This is a genomic window from Psychrobacter sp. UBA2769 (genome assembly GCF_002352555.1).
GTDB lineage: Bacteria > Pseudomonadota > Gammaproteobacteria > Pseudomonadales > Moraxellaceae > Psychrobacter > Psychrobacter maritimus.
The window spans coordinates 1-20,328 of sequence record NZ_DEIR01000008.1; the positions used below are offsets into that span (position 1 = coordinate 1).

General features: G+C 43.9%; 18 protein-coding genes and 1 pseudogene. 6 read left to right on the forward strand and 13 right to left on the reverse strand.

Translation table 11 applies throughout. The features are described from left to right. The 4 genes and pseudogenes from B3Q63_RS02885 to B3Q63_RS02900 all read right to left on the reverse strand — a co-directional run. Positions 1-419: pseudogene (locus B3Q63_RS02885) on the reverse strand (hypothetical protein); the annotation flags it as partial. Positions 420-504: 85 nt separating this feature from the next. Beyond that, positions 505-1,140, reverse strand: a complete 636-nt coding sequence (locus B3Q63_RS02890; protein WP_296173557.1) for an OmpA family protein — start codon at positions 1,138-1,140, stop codon at positions 505-507. 40 nt (positions 1,141-1,180) lie between these two features. After that, positions 1,181-2,476 carry an FAD-dependent monooxygenase gene (locus B3Q63_RS02895; protein ID WP_296173559.1) on the reverse strand — a complete coding sequence of 432 codons (1,296 nt, stop codon included), beginning with the start codon at positions 2,474-2,476 and terminating at the stop codon, positions 1,181-1,183. A 107-nt stretch (positions 2,477-2,583) separates the two neighbouring features. After that, positions 2,584-3,831, reverse strand: coding sequence for a UbiH/UbiF/VisC/COQ6 family ubiquinone biosynthesis hydroxylase (locus tag B3Q63_RS02900; RefSeq protein ID WP_296173652.1), 1,248 nt, complete (start codon positions 3,829-3,831; stop codon positions 2,584-2,586). 733 nt (positions 3,832-4,564) lie between these two features. Between B3Q63_RS02900 and B3Q63_RS02905 the strand changes: the two genes are divergently transcribed. The 5 genes from B3Q63_RS02905 to ybeY all read left to right on the forward strand — a co-directional run bounded on the left by B3Q63_RS02905 (position 4,565) and on the right by ybeY (position 9,236). Next, positions 4,565-5,653, forward strand: a complete 1,089-nt coding sequence (locus tag B3Q63_RS02905) for a PhoH family protein (protein ID WP_296173655.1) — start codon at positions 4,565-4,567, stop codon at positions 5,651-5,653. Positions 5,654-5,758: 105 nt separating this feature from the next. Continuing rightward, positions 5,759-6,274, forward strand: coding sequence for a helix-turn-helix domain-containing protein (locus B3Q63_RS02910; RefSeq protein WP_296173563.1), 516 nt, complete (start codon positions 5,759-5,761; stop codon positions 6,272-6,274). Beyond that, the gene (locus B3Q63_RS02915) at positions 6,262-7,107 is read left to right on the forward strand and encodes an IS3 family transposase (protein WP_296173658.1); all 846 of its coding nucleotides are present in this window, start codon (positions 6,262-6,264) and stop codon (positions 7,105-7,107) included. Before B3Q63_RS02910 ends, B3Q63_RS02915 begins: the two co-directional genes overlap by 13 nt. Before the next feature lie 165 nt (positions 7,108-7,272). After that, positions 7,273-8,424 (forward strand): IS200/IS605 family element RNA-guided endonuclease TnpB, encoded by a 1,152-nt coding sequence (gene tnpB / locus B3Q63_RS02920; protein ID WP_296173567.1) that lies wholly within the window; start codon positions 7,273-7,275, stop codon positions 8,422-8,424. 143 nt (positions 8,425-8,567) lie between these two features. Beyond that, positions 8,568-9,236 (forward strand): rRNA maturation RNase YbeY, encoded by a 669-nt coding sequence (gene ybeY, locus B3Q63_RS02925; protein WP_296173570.1) that lies wholly within the window; start codon positions 8,568-8,570, stop codon positions 9,234-9,236. A 15-nt stretch (positions 9,237-9,251) separates the two neighbouring features. On the opposite strand, the gene B3Q63_RS02930 is transcribed toward ybeY, so the two are convergent. Beyond that, positions 9,252-10,127: a mechanosensitive ion channel family protein gene (locus tag B3Q63_RS02930; protein WP_201628734.1), complete on the reverse strand. Its 876-nt coding sequence runs from the start codon at positions 10,125-10,127 to the stop codon at positions 9,252-9,254. 145 nt (positions 10,128-10,272) lie between these two features. Further along, positions 10,273-11,160: an energy transducer TonB gene (locus tag B3Q63_RS02935; RefSeq protein WP_296173575.1), complete on the reverse strand. Its 888-nt coding sequence runs from the start codon at positions 11,158-11,160 to the stop codon at positions 10,273-10,275. Positions 11,161-11,606: 446 nt separating this feature from the next. On the opposite strand from B3Q63_RS02935, the gene B3Q63_RS02940 reads away from it, so the two are divergent. Next, on the forward strand, positions 11,607-12,386 hold the full coding sequence (locus B3Q63_RS02940) for a hypothetical protein (RefSeq protein WP_296173661.1): 780 nt from the start codon (positions 11,607-11,609) through the stop codon (positions 12,384-12,386). Between the two features lie 134 nt (positions 12,387-12,520). On the opposite strand, the gene B3Q63_RS02945 is transcribed toward B3Q63_RS02940, so the two are convergent. The 7 genes from B3Q63_RS02945 to nuoI all read right to left on the reverse strand — a co-directional run bounded on the left by B3Q63_RS02945 (position 12,521) and on the right by nuoI (position 20,299). After that, positions 12,521-13,366, reverse strand: coding sequence for a ferredoxin--NADP reductase (locus tag B3Q63_RS02945; RefSeq protein WP_296173578.1), 846 nt, complete (start codon positions 13,364-13,366; stop codon positions 12,521-12,523). A 222-nt stretch (positions 13,367-13,588) separates the two neighbouring features. Beyond that, a complete protein-coding gene (locus B3Q63_RS02950; RefSeq protein ID WP_198329007.1) occupies positions 13,589-15,067 on the reverse strand; it encodes an NADH-quinone oxidoreductase subunit N in 1,479 nt (492 codons plus the stop codon). Between the two features lie 3 nt (positions 15,068-15,070). Continuing rightward, entirely contained in the window at positions 15,071-16,696 is a 1,626-nt protein-coding gene (gene nuoM / locus B3Q63_RS02955) for an NADH-quinone oxidoreductase subunit M (RefSeq protein WP_201628732.1), read from the reverse strand. Between the two features lies 1 nt (position 16,697). Further along, on the reverse strand, positions 16,698-18,572 hold the full coding sequence (gene nuoL / locus B3Q63_RS02960) for an NADH-quinone oxidoreductase subunit L (protein WP_296173587.1): 1,875 nt from the start codon (positions 18,570-18,572) through the stop codon (positions 16,698-16,700). Between the two features lie 4 nt (positions 18,573-18,576). Continuing rightward, entirely contained in the window at positions 18,577-18,885 is a 309-nt protein-coding gene (nuoK, locus tag B3Q63_RS02965) for an NADH-quinone oxidoreductase subunit NuoK (protein WP_045445153.1), read from the reverse strand. A 98-nt stretch (positions 18,886-18,983) separates the two neighbouring features. Next, positions 18,984-19,754, reverse strand: coding sequence for an NADH-quinone oxidoreductase subunit J (nuoJ, locus tag B3Q63_RS02970; RefSeq protein WP_296173588.1), 771 nt, complete (start codon positions 19,752-19,754; stop codon positions 18,984-18,986). Then, the gene (gene nuoI, locus B3Q63_RS02975; protein ID WP_079691073.1) at positions 19,751-20,299 is read right to left on the reverse strand and encodes an NADH-quinone oxidoreductase subunit NuoI; all 549 of its coding nucleotides are present in this window, start codon (positions 20,297-20,299) and stop codon (positions 19,751-19,753) included. The genes nuoJ and nuoI overlap by 4 nt, the downstream gene beginning before the upstream one ends. Positions 20,300-20,328 lie beyond the last annotated feature (29 nt).

Sequence of the window (20,328 nt, forward strand, 5' to 3'; positions counted from 1 at the left end):
CGCGATAAATTATTTTTATTAGGCGTTATCGCAAGCTCGTTTGATGCTACATGACCAAAAATAAAAACCTTAGCATCTGGTTGCTCATGAAGGTTTTCTTCAATTATTGCAAATGCTTGATCATATTCGTCAGATAATTGACTGCTCATCGGTTCAAAAAATCCTTGCAACTGCATTTCTAGCGAACCTGTATAAACCTCTACTGGACAGCCTTTCGCATCGACCACTACGTTAGGTGGCGTTTCAGGACACTCGTCTATAGCATCAAGTACACCGTCACCATCTGAATCAACTTCTGCTTGCATCGTCCTGATGTTTTCATGTTGAGGTAACTCTTTAGACGGCGCAGTTGTAGTGGTTTGGCAACCAGTTAACGTTATAGATACTGCTAGTAGCAATAAAGTGCTACAGTTTTTCATTCCCATCATTACCCCCTCTGAATACATTCAAAAACAATTTTTTGTTTATGTTGAGATGACAGCTATTTATCAATAACAACTCTCTTTAAAATTCAACGCAGATGCCGTCTTTTAAATTGATAGGATAGTCACTATCAGGCTCAGTTAATAAACCATAAACCCGACGATTAAAAGCTCTACCCTCCTCAGTATCATTAGGTGCAATGGGCGCTCTAGCATCACAATTTAAAGTCATCAATCGACTAGATTCTATACTATGCTTTAATAAAAGGTAGTTTTTGATTATCAGTGCTCTGTTTTTAGGTAGTGAGCTTAACTCTTTATTAATTTCATCCTCTGAAATGTGCGCTTCAATTTTAAAAATAGCGCTATCATACTCTTTCATTCTTGCGGCTACTTTATCCAGTTCAACCTGATATTTAGATGTTAGTTCACTGCTACCTTTAGCAAAAAAGGCACGATACTCCATTTGTAAACCAGTTCCAATAGTGGTGAGAGGACAACCATACTCATCCATCACCACACCCTTAGGGGTGTTCGGGCAATTATCTATGATGTCAGGGACGCCATCACTGTCTGTATCTGCATGTGGCTCTATCATGACTTTAGGTGTGTTGTCTGCCTTTTTATTGATTATGGTGTTTTTGGGTACAGATTGGCAGGAAGCTAACATAAAACTAGCTATTACCACGCCTATCGTCATCCATGAATTATTTTTCATACGCCATCCTTAGTTCATATAAAACGTTCAGTTTAAACCCCTAGACCCCACTTGCCTGCTTCGCAAACAACTGCATCAATGGTTTAATTTTGCTGACGCGATACATACCTTCATTACGAAGTTGTTGAATCGGACGCATCTGCGCAAGCGAGCCGGCAAACAGCCAATTAAGCGCCGAAAAGCTATGCATCATCAGACTATTATGCGGACGACGCAGACGCTCATAGCTCCGCAAGGTTTGGTTCGAACCCCACAGCTTGTTGCCACTGCGGGCATAGTCATGGGTGAGTTGCTCACTTAATGCCTTCACATCGAGCATACCCAAATTCAGCCCCTGACCTGCCAGCGGATGCACACCATGTGCGGCGTCCCCAATTAATACTAAGTTATCCGCGACGTAGCTTTTTGCTTGCTGCGCTGCTAACGGAAAGCTGGCGATGGATTCAATCTCGCGGATAGCGCCAAGCTCATAATTGCTAGCAGCAGCCAATTTATCAGCGATATAGCGAGGCGTTTCTTCCAACAATGCCAACGCTTGGTTGCGTGGCAATGTCCATACAATCGACTGCCAATGTTGCGGGTTGGCTTTATCTTCATCAGTAATATCAGCAAGTGGTAATAATGCCAATGTACCAGTTGGTAGCATGGCTTGACGAGCAGTCGCTCGATGCGGCTTGTCAGTTTGAATGGCGCAGCAAATCGCCGTTTGCTTATAATCGAGTACATCTAGCTCAATTGCCGCCTGCTTACGCACAAACGAGCTGCGACCGTCAGCACCAACCAATAAACGCGCGTCAATCACACTGCCATTATTTAAGGTCACACGGTAACCTTGCGCGCTACCAAGCCAGTCCATATCGACAACCTTTTGCCCATCGATAACAGTTAAATACTGGCTGACATCAGCGGCAGATAAACGCTGCCATAATGCATATTCGATAACTGCGGGCTCAACCATACTACCGAGCATTTTTGGCTCAGAGCTTTGATTACTGTCATTACTACTATTATTGCCATTACTGTTATCGCCACTATCGCCAAACAGTAGCTCGCCACGACCGTTTAGCTGCCAAACCTGCATTTGCGAATAATCGGCTTTACGCTCTGATGCCGCTATCTTTTGCCAAGCGCCCACGTCTTTGAGTAAGTTGATACTGGCAAGACTTAATGCATAAACACGCGCATCCCGCTTGCCAAGCACCTGCTGCCAATCTGATTCATTACGTTGCGGGCGCGCATCAATGAGGGTCACTGGCATTTCAGCTTGTGCCAGTTTCAGCGCAAGGGTTGCACCGACGATACCGCCGCCGATAATGAGCGTATGGTTATTTTTCATAAAACATCCTTTGTCGCGTTATTCATGCTATCCGCTCATATTTATGTAGTTTAGCAGCAGCTGAAATGATAGATTTTATTTGCTTAATAATTTACCCGTATGTCGAACTACGACTTCAAGCCCATCGCATAGTTGGCAATCAATGGCTTAATGTTCGGCAGTTTATCAAAGGCAACCAAAGCCACGTTACGTGCCAGCTTCACCGCTGGGTTTGGATGCGTAAAACCATGTACGACGGCATCACAAAAGCGAATCACGCGCTTTTGATCGGTTTGACGAGCTTTTTCATAACGTTTGAGCAAAGTCGGATTACCAATGTCTTCACCTTTGAGCACTTGCTGACTCATCATTTGCGCCAATACATGGGCATCACGCATACAGAGGTTAAACCCTTGTCCAGCGACCGGATGCAAGGTATGAGCCGCGTTACCCATGATGACGCAGCGACCATCGACTTGTTTGTCTGCCAGTACCCGCGTTAATGGATAAGCACCGCGGCGACCAGCAGTTTTAAACGTACCAGCGCGCTCACCAAAGGCTTGCTGCAAGGTCGCCAAGAAATGCGCATCATCTTCTAGATATTGTGTCTCTTCGCCAGTTGGGCAAACCCAAACTACCGAGCGTCTATAACCTTTTTGGTACTCATCATTGCCGTCGCCTTCTGGATCAGTCAATGGCAACACCGCAAGCGGCCCTGCCGGACTAAAGCGCTCAATGGCAATATGTTCATGCGGCTGATCGGTCTCTACCACCCCAACAATAGCGGTTTGCTTATAATCATAAGTGGTAGTGCTGATACCTAATAGCTGACGCACGGTAGAGTCACGACCATCACAAGCGACTAATACGCTGGCCTGCAATTGCTGCTCATGCTCTTCTTCACCGTAATAGCTAAAGCTTAGCGTCACGCCATCGCTTTGTTGGCTAACGGCTATCACATTGGCATTATCAATTAAAGTAATCAGCGGCTCTTGCTGGGCAGCCAGTAACAACTTACGTCCAAGCCACGCATTTTCCATCACTTGTCCGAACGATTCGACCTGCTCCTCAGCTTTATTTAATTGCGCGCGTCCAAAGCTGCCTTGCTCACTGATCTGTACCGCATCAATGCGACAGGCATGGCTTTGTAGCTCAGCCCATAGCCCAATCTCTTGATAAATCTGTACCGTGCGCCGTGACAATGCGGTATTACGGCTGTCCAAATAATGGCTACGCTTAGCATCATCATTAGGACTGATGGTTGGATAGCTGTTTTTTTCCAGCAAGGTGCTAGCGATACCATGATGGGCAAGTAACAATGCAAACGATAAACCGACATGCCCGCCGCCCGCGATAAGCACTTGCTGCTCAGTCATAGCAGCTTTATTAACATGGCTAGATTTAATATGACTAGATTTAACATGATTGGATTTTGACAAATTTGCTTCAGTATTTTGCATGGTTATTATTCCTAATATGATCCTTTTAACACGCGTTTAGACGTGATGAATACGCACTCAAAAATGTTGTTTTTTTGGAAAATTTATCGTTGTCTGCCGCTTTTCAGCTTGGCTTTTATAGCTGTCTTATCTAAGCAATAGATTACCACAAATTACCGCGCATGCTGTGCTCTTGACAGTATCCTCAGCGAGTGTAAAAGATTTCTAATACTCACCTATTATCTAAAAACGGCTTGTATCTTAGAAAGCTTAAACCTACAAAACACTGGCCTTTAAAATGACTCAACATTAAAAACAGCAAAAACGCAGTCAGTAGTTGCAATCGCCATACAAAAACAGAGCGCTACCTCCCTTATATCGCTTGAATTTTAAAATCTATCTACCATAATGAAGGCAGGATAGTTACTTATTACCAGTCATTTTACGAATAACCATTTTTCTCAGCCATTTACCGTCATTTTAATTTCTCTCAGCTAAGCAACCGTCATAAAAGCAACAAACGTTATAAAAACTATTTAAAAGCAATGAAACACAATTAATTATTTTATCTCTGAAGCCCGTTAATCTATCGCCATTTATTAACCAAACCATAGAAGATTGGCCATAGCAGCGGGCAACCAAATACAAGGATAATCGCTTGACTGATTCCATGAGCCGCCGTATAAAGTTCGAATCGTTGACCCCAGCACAGCTTAAAACCGTGCTCGGCGAATATAATAACCACATGAAATATATCCAAGAACGCCTCGATATTAAAATCAGCCAACGCCAAGGCGACTTTTGCCTGAGCGGCGATATATTGGGTGTTGAGCGCGGCGAACGTATTATTTATAAGCTGGTCGATGAAGCGCAAAACAGCAAAGATATCAGCGCAGAAGAGCTGCACTTAATCATCCAATCGAGTATCTCACGCGATGAAGATATAGCAGCCGATGAAGAATTAGATGACGAGGAAGATGCAGACAACTTGGATGCTGCCAGTGACTTTACGCCAGTTAGCCTGCGCACCCGTAATGGTAAAATCATTCCGCGCGGTGGCAATCAGCAGCGTTATGTGAGAGATATTTTATCGTCTGATGTGTCGTTTGGTATTGGACCTGCCGGTACTGGCAAAACTTATCTTGCCGTCGCTTGTGCTGTCGATATGCTAGAACGCAATGAGATTGAGCGTATTTTACTGGTACGCCCTGCGGTAGAAGCTGGCGAGAAGCTAGGCTTTTTACCGGGTGATTTAACGCAAAAAATCGATCCGTATTTGCGTCCTTTATATGACGCGCTATATGAGATGCTTGGCTTTGATAAAGTCGGCAAAATGCTTGAGAAGCAAATCATCGAGGTCGCCCCGCTTGCTTATATGCGTGGTCGTACTTTGAATAACTCATTTGTCATTTTGGATGAAGCGCAAAATACCACGCCAGAACAAATGAAGATGTTTTTAACGCGCTTAGGGTTTGGTTCACGTGCGGTTATTACTGGTGACATTACGCAGGTCGATTTACCGCGCGGTAGTAAATCTGGTTTAGCGCAAGCGATGGAAATCCTAAGCGGTATTGAAGAGATTCATATCACCAAGTTTGATTCAAAAGACGTCGTACGCCATCAATTGGTACAAAAAATCGTCGAAGCTTATGATGTCTTTGATGAAGAACAACTCGCCTTGCAAGAGAAGCGTAAGTTTGAGCGCATGAAAGAGCAAGAGCGCAAACAGGCAATAACCGATGCAGCTGCTAAGCTGTAAGTTATCTTAATATAGTTATATGAGAAAACTTAAGAAAATATGGCAAGAAAACCGGATTTGTGAACTGACCCCCATAAGTTGGACACAACTTATGGGGGTTATTTTATGCATTACGATCTAGACTTTAAGATCAAAGTCATTGCATACTATTGGCAAGGACATACTGGCGTTTCTACAGCCAAGCAGTTTGGACTTGACGACAAGATGGTATTTAAATGGGTTCAACAATATCAAAGCGGTGGTATAGACGCCATCAAGCCTAAAACCAGTAAGACAACATACAGTGCTGATTTCAAATATAAAGTGATCACTTCGATGTTGGCAGGAGGATTGAGCCAATCTCAAACGGCACTTAAATTTCATATCAGCTCACCTGCTCTTATTAGCCATTGGCATAAGGCTTACAGGCTCTACGGTATGTCTGGACTCACACCCAAATATAAAGGTAGTAGCACCATGACCTCTCCTATCACAGACAAACCAGATAATGAAAAGACGCCTACAGAGCTTAAGCGTGAACTGCAATATCTGCGTGCGGAGAATGCCTACCTAAAAAAGCTAGATGCACGGCTTCGGGAAAGGGAACAAGCTACGACAAAGCAAGGCTCATCGAAGGATTAAGAGAGCATCATCCATTATCTGATCTACTAGCCATAGCAGAACTTGCAAGGAGCAGTTTCTACTATCACAAAGCAAAGCTTTGGACTAAAGATAAGTACAGTGATTTAAAGCAGCATATCACTGCCCTTTATCATCAGCATAAAGGCAGATATGGGTATCGTAGAATAACGGCTGCACTAAAGCAGTTAGGGGTTCATCATAACCACAAGCTTATCGCCAAGCTCATGAAACAGCTGAAGCTCAGTGCAAAGATTCGACGGCAAAAGTGGCGCTCATATAAAGGACAACAAGGCAAAATAGCGAAGAATCGTTTAAAGCGCCGGTTCAAAGCAGGTAGAACTTATAAACGTTGGCTCACTGATATTACCGAGTTTAAGGTTGGTGATGATAAGTTATATTTATCGCCAATACTCGACTGCTTTAATAATGAGATCATCAGTTATACGCTCTCAAGAAGGCCAACCTATGATTTGGTCAGCCAAATGCTTGATTGTGCGCTAGACAAGACTAAAGCCAGTCGTGATAAGAAGCTAATGCTACATTCAGATCAAGGATGGCATTATCAGATGAAGCTGTTTAAAAAGACGCTCAAAAAGCATAAGATTAAGCAGAGTATGAGCAGAAAAGGCAACTGCCTCGATAATGCGCTGATGGAAGGCTTCTTCGGTACGCTAAAGTGTGAGACTATTTATATTGATAAGCCAATCTCGATTGAGGCGTTAGAAAAACAGATTCATGAGTATATTCACTACTACAATCATGAGAGAATTCAGTTTAAACTAAAAGGACTGAGCCCTGTTAAGTACAGAACTCAGTCCTTGATACAAACTTAAACCGTCCAAGATTTGGGGGTCAGTTCAGATATCCGGTTTTTTACCAAAAACCGCGCAGAAAGCCCCTACTTCTAAAGTAGCGGGATGAATGCGTTATTGGTAGCAGTCCTTACTACCTATGGTATTATAATTAATAATCATACCACTTATTAACAACAAGCAGCGATGCCAAAGCAAATCCTAAAAGCCTATAAAGTCAGACTATATCCGACCATTGACCAGCAAGTATTCTTTGCCAAGTCATTCGGCTGTGTGCGCTTTATTTGGAATAAGATGCTTAGCGATAAGATTGAGCACTATAAAGAAACTAAAACAACCCTCAAAAACTACCCTGCTCAGTATAAAAAAGAGTTTGAGTGGCTACAAGAGGTCGATAGCCTGGCGTTGTCAAAAGTTGAACGTCATTTGCAAAAAGCCTATCAGTCGTTCTTTAAAAACGGCACAGGCTTCCCCAAGTTCAAGAAAAAAGGGCAACGCGATAGCTACACCACAAACAACCAAAAGGGTACAGTGGCCGTCACGCACAATACCGTTAAGCTGCCTAAAATCGGTCATATTAAAGCCAAGCTTCCAAATAGAATGAATGGCTTGATCAAAAGTGCCACCATTACCAAGACCGCCACAGGTCAGTATTATGCAAGCGTGTTGGTGGAAACCATCGTTGACGAACTACCAAACACCCAATCAAATATTGGCATTGATTTAGGATTGACAGACTTCATCGTCTTATCGGACGGCACTAAAGTAGCTAATCCTAAGTTTTTATCGAAGTTGCAACACAAGTTAGCTCGCGCACAAAAGATTTTAGCCAAACGTAGAGCAGTTGCCGAAGTTGCTAATCGCAAACTTAGTGACAGTCGCAATTATCAAAAGCAAAAATTTAAAGTCGCTAAAGTTTATGAGCAAATAACCAATAGCCGCACTGACTTTCTACACAAACTCTCATTTAATCTCATCAAAAACCACGATGTGATTGCCATAGAGGATTTGAACGTCAAGGGTATGGTTAAGAACCATAAACTCGCCAAAGCCATATCAAACAGTTCATGGTCAACATTCACCACCATGCTTGCTTATAAAGCGCAATGGTATGGCAAAACGCTTGTTAAAATAGACCGATGGTATCCATCCTCTAAAACCTGCTCAGGCTGCAACCACTTACTGACCAAGGCTGAATTACCCTTGTCATTAAGATCATGGGATTGCCCTAGTTGTTTGCAAACCAATGACCGGGACATTAACGCCAGTATCAACATTCTCAATGAGGGTTTGAAACTGGCCACACTCAAAACCGTCGGTGCGACGGAGTTAGCTTAGTCAATTTACCTAACCGCTGATACAGAATACCGTATCAAGTATGGGTATTACCTAAGAAATCCCTACCTCTAAGGTAGTGGGTAGTTCATTGTTAGATATTTATTGTTAAATATTTTTAATATTGATAAAAAAAGGATAATGGCATGAGCCAAGCCGAACAGAATGATACTGACAATAATGTTGATGATAATGTTAATAGTAGTTTTAATGACAGTTTGAATAACACCTTTAATGACAGTTTTAATAGTAGCTTTAATAATGATGACAGCTTAGCTGTACTTGATATCAGCGCCGCCGATAGTATTGATGACGATATACTTGAGAGCTTTTATAATCGCGAAAACTTATTAAAGGTCATGATGGCGACTTTGGATAATATAGATGAGCGCATTAAAAATGGTCTGACGCTGCCTTATTATGCCGATATCGATACTGAAGTATGGCAAGAAAAATCGAAAGCGCTAGATATCTATATTACTGATGCAGTGGAAGGGCAAGAGCTTAATTTAGAGGCGCGCGGCAAAGATTATGCCACCAATATTCTATCCTACCCAAGCGACTTACCAGCGGCAATCATTGGCTTGATGCCAACGTTACCGCTAGGTGAGCTGGTGATTTGTCATGGCGTAGTGGTACGTGAAGCTGCTGAGCAAAACAAGACTGTCAATCAGCACATTAGCCATTTATTGATACATGGCATACTGCACCTATTGGGCTTTGACCATGAGCTCGGACAAGCCGAGCAAGATGAGATGGAAAGCTTTGAGATTGCTATTTTGGCAGAGTTAGGCCTACCAAACCCTTATCTCTAAGATTTTTAGACTCGTTTAACTTTTCTTTAACATGGTTTTTTGCGCTTGATCCATCTGGTTAATCATCTGATCTAAGCCTTTAACATGCACACTGCGCTGCGGGAATGGAATGTCAATTTCATTGTCATCAAGGGCGTTTTTGAATTGTTCTAATAAATCGCATTGCATCGACCACCAATCATCGTTGGTGGTCCAAACATTTAAAGTTAAATCGACTGAATTGTCGCCCAAGTTGGTCACCCGTACCACCGGTGCAGGATCAGTAAACGCCATTGGATTATTTTTTGCCAAATTTAGCATGATATCTTTGGCAGTTTTGATATCGGCATCATAACCGATACCGACCGTGATATCGACGCGGCGGTTCGGCAACGCCGTATAGTTAATCACCGCTGAGGTAGTAATATCGCCATTTGGAATGATGATGTCGTGATTATTAATGGTCGTTAAATGGGTATTGACCAAGGTGATTTCGGTCACCGTACCGGTATAACTGCTAATCTGTACATAGTCGCCGCGGACAAACGGGCGAAAAGTCACAATCATGATACCAGCGGCAAAATTCGATAGCTGATCTTTCAGTGACAAACCAATCGCTACCGCTGCACCGCCTAAGATAGCGACAACCGACGTGGTCTGTACGCCAACTTTACTCAGCGCTGCCAAAATCACGACAACCAATAATAAACCATATAATAATCGGCTTAAAAAGTTGGCCGCCGTCGCCTCTAAACGGCTACGTAACATAATGCGATTACTGATGGTCACGACTTTTTTTGCCAACCAACGCCCAACAATAAATATCAATAAGGCAAAAGCAATTTTAAGCGCAATGCTCAAAGCACTCTCTGTTAAGCTGGCTATATCAAGGGTAAAACCTAAAAATTCCATACTGACTCTTTACTCTATTACTGATTTTTAAAAATGTATTTTTATAAATACTTTGTTATAAACATGATATTTATGATTATTTAACGCTAAATTGAAGTTAAAGCTAAATTAAAGCCCGATAAAATATTTCAGGCTCTCAATGAGCTTAATAAGTGATGTCTACTTTATCACTATAGCGATACGTACGTATCAGACGCAACTCGACGATATCATTCATATCTTCGGTAAATTTACCAAAGGGCGCTGCTTGTCTGACCGATTGTTTGGCGGCCTCATCTAATATCGTTGAGTTTGAACTCTCAAGCAAACGAATGGCTTTAATATTACCGTCATTACCGATGACGACCATCAAGCGTACTTCGCCCGTGATACCTTGGGCGCGCGCTTGGGCAGGATATTGCAAGTTACCGACGCGCTCGACGTGCTCACGAAAGGTATTGATATAGTCCGCTGCCGCACCGCGCGTTGTCGAATTGCTATCGACGGTCACGACTTTTGATTTGGTCGCATACAGCTGTTGCCGCTGAGACAGCTGGGCCTCTAAAGTAGCAATTTGCTTACGCAGACGCTCTTCTTGCGCCTTCATATCATCTTGTTCTTGCTTGCTATCGTTATCAGATTCGACGCTTGCTTCACGCCAACTTAGCGTCGTACGCAGATAGCTTTCTTGATAGCGCTGCTGACGGACTTGGCGCTGCAAGCTAATCACATCTTGCGTTTCGCTCATTTGTTCGGCAGATAATGGACTGCTCTGGTCGGTCTCTTGGCGCAGTTGATCCTGCACGGTACCGCCGCCTTCTTGTGAAGCATTGGCAATAAATTGTGCATCTTCATTTGGTTGCATATTATCGGTCAGCGCTTTCGCAACATCTTGCATCATGCCAGCAGGGTCTTGCCCCATCGAGAAGCTAATCCCAAAAATAACCAGCGCATGGACACTGACGGCAATCACAATCGCCATCGGCAAGCCGATATCACGCTTAGGTGCTTGCGCCGAAAAATGGTAGCTTTGCGAGTCTTTAATGGAGGCCACAGTTGTTCTCAACTAATGAATATAAGGGCTATCGGCAAGAAGCATGATAATATAAGCACCTGTCGACCAATGCCGGCGCTATCATAACATGACAAAGAATTGTGTCGCTAGCACAACCGTATACTGCAGCTCTTAACTTGCTACTTGCTTATCTATCAGCTGATGTTTATGTTAACGGTTTTATATTAACTACTGCATATTAAGTGCGACGTACTCTCTAACTACCTCGCATCAGCTAGAGCAAATAGTAAGCCTGCTCAATCAGACAAAACCTAGACGTTCATTTTGCACGCTACCTTTTTCATATATACTGTTTTATAAGTGAGCTATTAGCAAATACGAATTTTACGCCTGCATAATATGAAATATAAACACAGGTGCAGTTTCACGCTTAGGTGACGAACCCCATCATTATAAGGATAATAAGTTTGAGTAACTTTGATAATATGGACAATATAAATGATTCAGACAGTTTTGATGAATTCTTTGAAAATATTGGCTACCGTTTTGACGAGTCATTTAGTGATGGCTGGGAGCGTCTTACCCAAGCGATTAAAAACATTTATAACAAAACCACCGATAAGCTTGAGGATGAAATATCCTTGCCGGTGGCCCAAACCTACGTCAACGATGCCCTGCAAAAGTTTGTCACAGACAATGTCAAAGCCATTTTAGAGCTGCGCGTTGAGATACATGATGACTGGTTTCGCCTGTATTGTACTGTCGATGCTGCCGGTATCTATGCGGAGGTGGCGAGTAATTTTAGCTTGGTTCATGTACAGCTTGATCGCAACGTTCAGCGCCTTGTGTTTGGTCAGCAGACTTATACCGACGTCCTTAATCTACGCTGCGAATCCTTTATCAAACGCCAAGGTATCAAGCTTTTTATCTGGTTTTATCATAGTGTACTGAAAAAAGACCCGTTAGGCTTTATTTTGTCTTATATCAATATTGCCCGCGCCAAAGAGGAAATCATATATCTTGATATCAATCGCTGGCTGAAAAAGAATAAGAAAATCATCAGCACCTTACATAAGGTACAGGTCAATTACGGCGAGCTTGAAGAAGAACAATTGGTGCTTAAAACGCAAATCAATTATCGCGACTTACTAGCCAGTAGTGCTAACGAAGATATCATTAGTGATAAAGATGAACCACAGCTGATGCAAGGTCCTATCAATCCGATTGCGGATGCTACGGAGCCAAGTTTAGAACCCTCTTCATAGACATACTAAAAGCCGCCTAAGCGCTATTTAAACGCTGTCCATAAAAAAGCGCTAACCTTTAAAGATAATTGTCTTTAAAGGTCAGCGCTTTTTCAATGAAGCCCGTCTATAGTAGATTCAGGACAATCACAAGACTACCAGTAGTTTTCTACCGCGATATTGCCTTCGCCGCGGCGATTCATCACCAGTCCTAAGCGCTTTAACGTCTCTTTGGTATCTTCTACCATGTCTGGGTTGCCGCAGAGCATGACGTGCGTGCTATCGACATCTAAAGCAATACCGGCGCGCTCTTGTAGCGCCCCATCTAATAAGAGTTTTGGTAGGCGCTCTGTCAATGCCCCTTCGACAGGCTCACGAGTCACGATGGGTATAAAAATGAGTTTGGCTGGATTATCAACCAAGGAGCCAAAGTCTTCTTGTAAGCTTTCAATCTTGTCGATATATGCCAATTCTTCCGTTGAGCGCGCACTATAAGCAAGGATGATATGCTCGTAATCTTCCCATGTCTTTAAATCTTGCAGCATCGATAAAAATGGTGCTAGACCCGTACCTGTCGCCAATAACCATAAGTCTTTTGGTAGTGGTTTTTGATAACGCGCCAAGGTTAAAAAGCCAAATGGCATGGTGTTTAATAACAGCTCATCGCCCACCTCTAAGTGTTGCAGCTGCGACGTAAAAGCGCCATCAGGGATGACAATAGAGAAGAATTCTAATACCTCATCAAAGGGTGACGATACAATCGAATACGCGCGGAAGATATCCTCATCCAGTGTTTCGTCCAGTTCTTCATCGTCATCATCAGTATCAGCTACTGCACTCAACTGCTTATAGTATTTTAATTGACTGGGATTAACGCCCAAACGCACAAATTGCCCGGCGGTAAATTTAAAACTATCCGGACGACTGACGGTAAAGCTAAATAGGTTGGGCGTCCACGTGGTTTTACTGAGCACCGTTACTTTTTGAATATTGTCACTCATAATAATGACTTACCTTCTTTTTTTATTAATAATTATGGCTACTCTAGTGTAGATGGCTATTTTTATGAATTTTTAAAGGGGTCAAACTAAAAGATGCGCCAAGCTTATCATAAAGCTGGCGCACCTTGGTTTTCTAACCGTAACAGCAGATAAGCAGCGCCATAAGAATGCGGCGTCTTACCTGATATTAATCCTGATACTTAACTCACATCTATGATGCTATTACCATATACGAGCCAAACTTGCCCATTCAATCATACTGTTCGGTAACACACCGAAGAACACAATGATAGCAGTGACAGCAATGACCATAATACCACCGGTACGTAGACCCCACTGCTTCGAGACGTCAAATTCAATAAATTGTTTTGGACGTTTAAATAGTGTGAGCATAACGCGTAAGTAATAAAACAGACCGATTGCACTACCCAAGATAATCATCGCAGCCAAGAACCAGTTGGTACCTTGTACGGCGGCAAGAATCGCAAATAGCTTGGTAATAAAGCCTGCGGTCAATGGAATACCTGCTAATGACAACATCATGATGGTCATCACAGCGGTCAATACTGGACGGCGCCAGAATAGCCCTTGGTAATGGGTCAGCTCATCGGCTTCACCAGCCAAGCGATAAGGGCTCGACATCAAGGTTACGACACCAAAGGCACCAATAGAGGTAAAGGCATAAATCGCCATATACATGCTTGAGATACTATCAGCGGCAGAACCAATGCTAACAATCACGATAAGCACATAACCCATATGGGCAATAGACGAATAACCAAGTAGACGTTTGAGACTGGTCTGACGGACCGCTAGTAAGTTACCTACCAAGATCGACAAGGTTGCCATGACCATAAGCAGCATCTGTACCGATGGCAGTGCCAATAACGACGTATCAATTAAGAAACGAACCGCCAACGCCATCATTGCGACTTTTGATACCGAAGCTAAATAAGTAGCGATAGGTGCGGGTGCACCCTCATAAACATCTGGCGTCCACATATGAAACGGTGCTGCCGACAATTTAAAGGCAATACCAAACATCATCATTGCAGCGCCTAAAATCAACAGCGGCGACTCAAAGAGATCAACCAACGTCATACTGATAGGTTTAAAGGCGAGCGAACCTACTTCTGCATAAATAAACGCCATACCCATTAGTAGTGTTGCCGATGCCGTCGCTGATAACACCAAGTACTTCAGCCCCGACTCAAGCGAGCGTTTACGCATATAAGTATATGCCAGCATGCCGTATAGCGGTATCGATAGCATCTCAAGGCTCATAAAGAATGAGGCTAAATGCTGAGCACTGACCATGAGCAAAGCGCCAACGGTTGATAGCAGCATCAGTAAATATAGCTCTTCTTTATGATCTTTTAAATCAGCTAAATAGGCATAAGACAGCGTAAAGCAGGCCAATGCACAGATAAAGATAACCACCATATTAAACTGGGCGAAGTTATCAATAACAAATAACTGCTCCGCCGTTGGTACTAAAGGCCCACTATCGATAATGCCTGCCATTTGTCCAAGCAAGGTAAACAAACCGACATTCAGACCGACGACCGAGATAGTACCGGTCACCATATGAGAGCGTTTAATCGTGATGGCAACCATCACCACCAATACTGTAATGACTACCGCAATGATTGGTGCATAAGGCAGCAGCCCCATCAAATCATTCATCGTAAAATCGTTCATGACTTAACGTGCCTCCATTGCATCAAGCAGCTGCGAGGCATCTACTTGTGTTACTTGACTGTATATATAGGCGTTATTAATCCACTGCATCGCGTGACTTGAGGTATCAAGGAACGGTTGTGGATACAGTCCGAGCCATACCAAGCCTGCCGCTAGCATTAATAATAATGACAGCTCGCGCTTGCCCAAATCTTTTAACGGACGTGTTGGCAAACCGTGTAACTTGGTTTCTTGTAACGCCACTTCTTTAATGTTATTGGTACCGAATAGCGCTTTATGAATTAAGATAAGCGAGTATAAACCTGCCAATACCAAACTGAATGTCGCCAAGACCACAAACACCGGATAATCAGCAAAGGCACCAAATAAAATCATAAACTCACCGATGAAGTTACCTGTCCCTGGAATACCCAATAAAGCGGCACAGAAGAACATCAGTATCGGCGCATAATAACGGAACTGTCCCCACATACCGCCCATCAAGGTCAAATCACGTGTATGTAGACGCTCATATAGCTGACCTGCCATGATAAACAGTGCCGCTGAGCTTAAACCATGAGCCAACATCTGAATCATCAGACCTTGTAAGCTGAGTAAAGTTCCTGCATAAATTGCCAATACCACAAAGCCCATGTGCGAAATACTGGTATAAGCCAGCAAGCGCTTCATATCAGTTTGCATAAAGGCCAGCCACGCGCCATAGAATATACCAATGGTACCCAAGGTCATGGCAATCGGCGCAAAATCTTGTGACGCTGCTGGAAATAATGGTAAGACGAAACGAATCAAACCATAAGCGGCAGTCTTAATCAAAACCCCGGCCAAATCCACCGAACCTGCGGTTGGTGCTTGCGCATGCGCGTCAGGCAACCAGCCGTGGAATGGAATAATCGGCAACTTCACGGCAAAGCCAATAAAGAAGCACAGCATGATCGGATATTCCCAGCCGCCAAGTGACGTGCCGAGCAAGTCATTATAATTAAAGCTCACCACCCCTTTTTGGGCGTAGCTGATAATGACCAATATCAAAATACCGACCAGCATGATAAGACCAGATGCTTGGGTATAAATAAAGAACTTAGTTGCGGCGTATTCTTTGGTTTTACCAACGACGTCATGACCCCAAATGGCAATCAAGAAGTAGATTGGAACCAGCATCATCTCCCAAAAGAAGAAGAATAAGAACATATCAATGGCTAAGAAAACACCAATAACGCCGCCCAAGCTCCAGAGCAAGTTTAGATGGAAGAAACCAACACGGCGTTGAATCTCATTCCACGAACAGGCAACGGCAGCAATACCAAGCAGACCTGTTAAGCCAACCATCAATAGCGATAAGCCATCTAACGCTAAGTGAAAGCTGATACCAAAACTTGGTATCCACGGCACACTGAATTCAGCGACCCATGGCACATTTGCATCTGGCGCAATCACTTGCTGACTCATACCGCTATAATCGCCGTACTGCCACAGCACTAGTGACAAGGCAAAGGTCAACGTCATACCGATTAAAGCAATCCAGCGCGGTAGACGTTTATTAAAGCGTTCGACCAACCAACATAGCAACCCTGCAATAAAAGGAATTGCGATTAATGCTGGTAGCATCCACGTTTGTTGTAACTCAATCATCTTATACCACCGTCATCATTACCAGCACCAACAGCACAGCCACACCCAAGCCAAAGCTTGCAGCGTAACCTCGAAGTGACCCTGTTTGCGTCGCAGACAATACCTTGTTACCAGCAGATGCCAGTTTCGGTAATAACAGCCACGTTTTATCGATAGGGTCGGCTTTAAATAAGCGGCCGATGAACAAAAAGGGTTTTACAAAAACTATATCGTATAGCGCATCAAAGCCCATACCGTGATAGCACCAATGATATAACGCTGCACCAATAGTCGTGCGCTTAAAGCGGGTCAACATGCGACCTTTATCGACGACATATAAGAATGCTGCGAGAATCAAACCAGCAAGCATGGCGCCCATGGCGATATATTCCGCCGTATGTTTGTCATGTGCTTGACCAGCCACTTCTAATAAATGCCCAACGCTTTCTGGCAATACGCCTTGTAATGGCGGCGTAATCCACGCACCAACGGCGGTTGATAATACCAGCAATACTGTCAGCGGCAACCAATATGACACACCAGATAGCTTGTGCGCATGGGTTTTTTCTTCACCAAAAAAGATAATCCAAATCATACGGAAGGTATAAAGCGCGGTTAAGAAAGCACCGAATACGCCCATATAGAATAAGACTTGGTGACCGGTTGCGTAGCTTTCCCACAGAATCGCTTCTTTAGAATAGAAACCAACGGTAACCCAAGGTATCGCCGCAAGCGCACCGCCACCGACGACATAGCACCAAAATACTAACGGTATCTTTTTGCGCAAACCGCCCATCTTAAAGATGTTTTGCTCATGATGAACCGCAAGAATCACCGCACCTGATGATAAGAATAGCAAGGCTTTAAAGAAAGCATGCGTCATCAAGTGGAAGATAGCCCCTTGCCATGCGCCAACGCCCAATGCTAAGAACATATAGCCAATTTGGCTCATGGTCGAATAAGCAAGGATACGTTTAATATCAGTTTGTACCAGCGCACAAAATCCAGCAACGACGAGCGTCAATGCACCCACTGCCCCAACCCAGTACAACAAGACGCCCGGTGTGAGGAGAAATAATGGATGTAGACGCGCAATCAGATAAACACCCGCAGTAACCATGGTTGCTGCGTGAATCAAAGCCGATACAGGCGTTGGACCTGCCATCGCATCAGCAAGCCACGTATGTAGTGGTAGCTGCGCTGATTTACCCATCGCACCACCAACCAACATCATGGTGGTCAAAATCATCGTTGGGTTATTAATATCAAAGATTTCCGGCGCACGGGTAATAATCTCTTGAATATTAAGCGTGCCAAATTCGCGGAACAATAAAAACAAACCAAAGGCTAAGAACACATCACCAACGCGGGTGACGGTAAAGGCTTTAATTGCTGCCCGACCATTGGCGCGGTCTTGATAATAAAAACCAATCAGCAAGTAAGAACAGATACCGACGCCTTCCCAGCCAAGATAGAGCAAGAACAAGTTATCCGCCAATACCAGCAATAACATGCTAGCGACGAATAAGTTCATATAGCTAAAGAAGCGCGCAAAGCCTGTTTCACCTTTCATATACCATGCGGCAAACAGATGAATCAAAAAGCCGATACCGGTAATAACACCCGTCATCGTCAATGCTAAGCCATCAAAGCTTAGACCAAAACTTGGCGCAAAATCGCCGACTTGAAACCAAGTCCATAATGGAATCTCGATCACCGTACCGGCAGGGTTGCTTGTTAAAAAGGTATAGCTGACAATCAGCGTACAAAGTGCTGATAGCAGCATGCTACCGACACCGACAATCGCTGCTACCTGCTCGCTTAACTTGTCGCGCATAAAGGCTAGAATCAAAAAGCCAACGAGCGGGAATATAAAGGTTAATGGTAATAAACTCATGACATCATCCTTTCATCTCATTGGCGCTATCGACATCAAGATGCCCACGCTGATGATAAAACCGCAATAATATTGCCAAACCAATGGCCGCCTCTGCCGCTGCTAAAGTCAGAATAAAGATAAACATAATCTGTCCATCTGGATCAACCCAGCGGCTACCTGCGACCACAAATGCCAAAGCCGTCGCATTCATCATGATCTCAAGGCTCATCAGCATAAATAAGAAATTACGCCTTACCATGACACCGCACAGACCTATCGCAAATAAAATACCGGCCAAAATCAATCCATGGCTCATGGGTATCATACCCAGTACATTCTGCGCCTCAGCAACCGGCTGCACTAAGCCTGCTACCTCGTGGGCAAACGGCACATTCGCAACCTCCTGTGCCACGCTCGCTGCTAGTACCATCAGTCCGACTCCTTGCGCGTGACTTTATTCACACCTACCTGCGTACCTGCTTTCATGCCGACTTTCTTGCCAACATAGTCATGCGGGTCAACATCTTTATATTCGTATGGTTCAGCCATTTTTACTGCATCAGTATCTATGGGCATGCCGTTATCATCGTAGTGTTTGATACTGGCGACATTCGGATTGGTTGCTTGGCTAGCACCTCGGCTTGCATTATCTTGACTTGCATTACCGACAATCTCATCATCGATTGACTCTTTACCCAAATGATAAGCAGCAACCAAAGCGGCTAATAAGAGCAATGCCGCTACTTCTATCAGCATAATATATTTGGTAAACAGCGCCGTACCTACTGCTTTGGCTGAAATCGTCGTACCGCCAATCATCGCCGCTTCATTATGGTTAAGACCAATCATCGCATACAGCACAACCGCGATAATAATCGTTAGCCCCGTCGGTACCGCCCAAGTTTTGGCATCAAGCCAGCGCTCTTCGCGCTCATCATTACTCATGCCGAGATTTAGCATCATAATAACGAAAACGAACAGCACCATAATGGCACCGGCATAAACGACCACTTCAAGCGCACCAGCAAAAGGTGCCCCTAATACAAAGAAAATACCTGAGATGGCCAGTAACGACACAATCATCGATAAAATAGCATGCACTGGATTGGCGAGGGTCACCACGCGCAAGCTGGCAAATATTGCCACCGCTGCCAGCGCATAAAACCCTGCCAATTCAGGACTATTTAAGATATTCATCATGGTAGCAAGCTCCTTAGATCAATCGGTGCAGCTTCGTTTTGTGCCGCGCCTTTTGGTTTATCTGCTACCGCCATACCCGTCACGCGATAATAGTTATAATCGGGATATTTACCCGGTCCTGAAATCAGCAAATGCTCTTTTTCATAAACCAAGTCTTGACGGACATATTCGCCCATCTCAAAGTCTGGGGTCATCTGAATCGCAGTCGTCGGACACGCCTCTTCACACAATCCACAAAAGATACAGCGTGAAAAGTTGATGCGGAAAAACTCTGGATACCAGCGTCCATCTTCACGTTCTGCTTTTTGCAGTGAGATACAGCCGACCGGACATGCCACAGCACATAGGTTACAAGCGACGCAGCGCTCATCACCATCAGGGTCACGAGACAAGATGATACGTCCGCGAAAGCGCGGCGGTACAGGTACCGGCACTTCTGGATAAAGAATGGTGTCGCGTGGCCTGATTGCATGACTATTGACCATCCACATACTGCGGACAATGGTAAACATACCAATGACGGTCTTTTTTATAGTAGTAAACATGGGATTATTATCCTTATCAGCTTTACCCT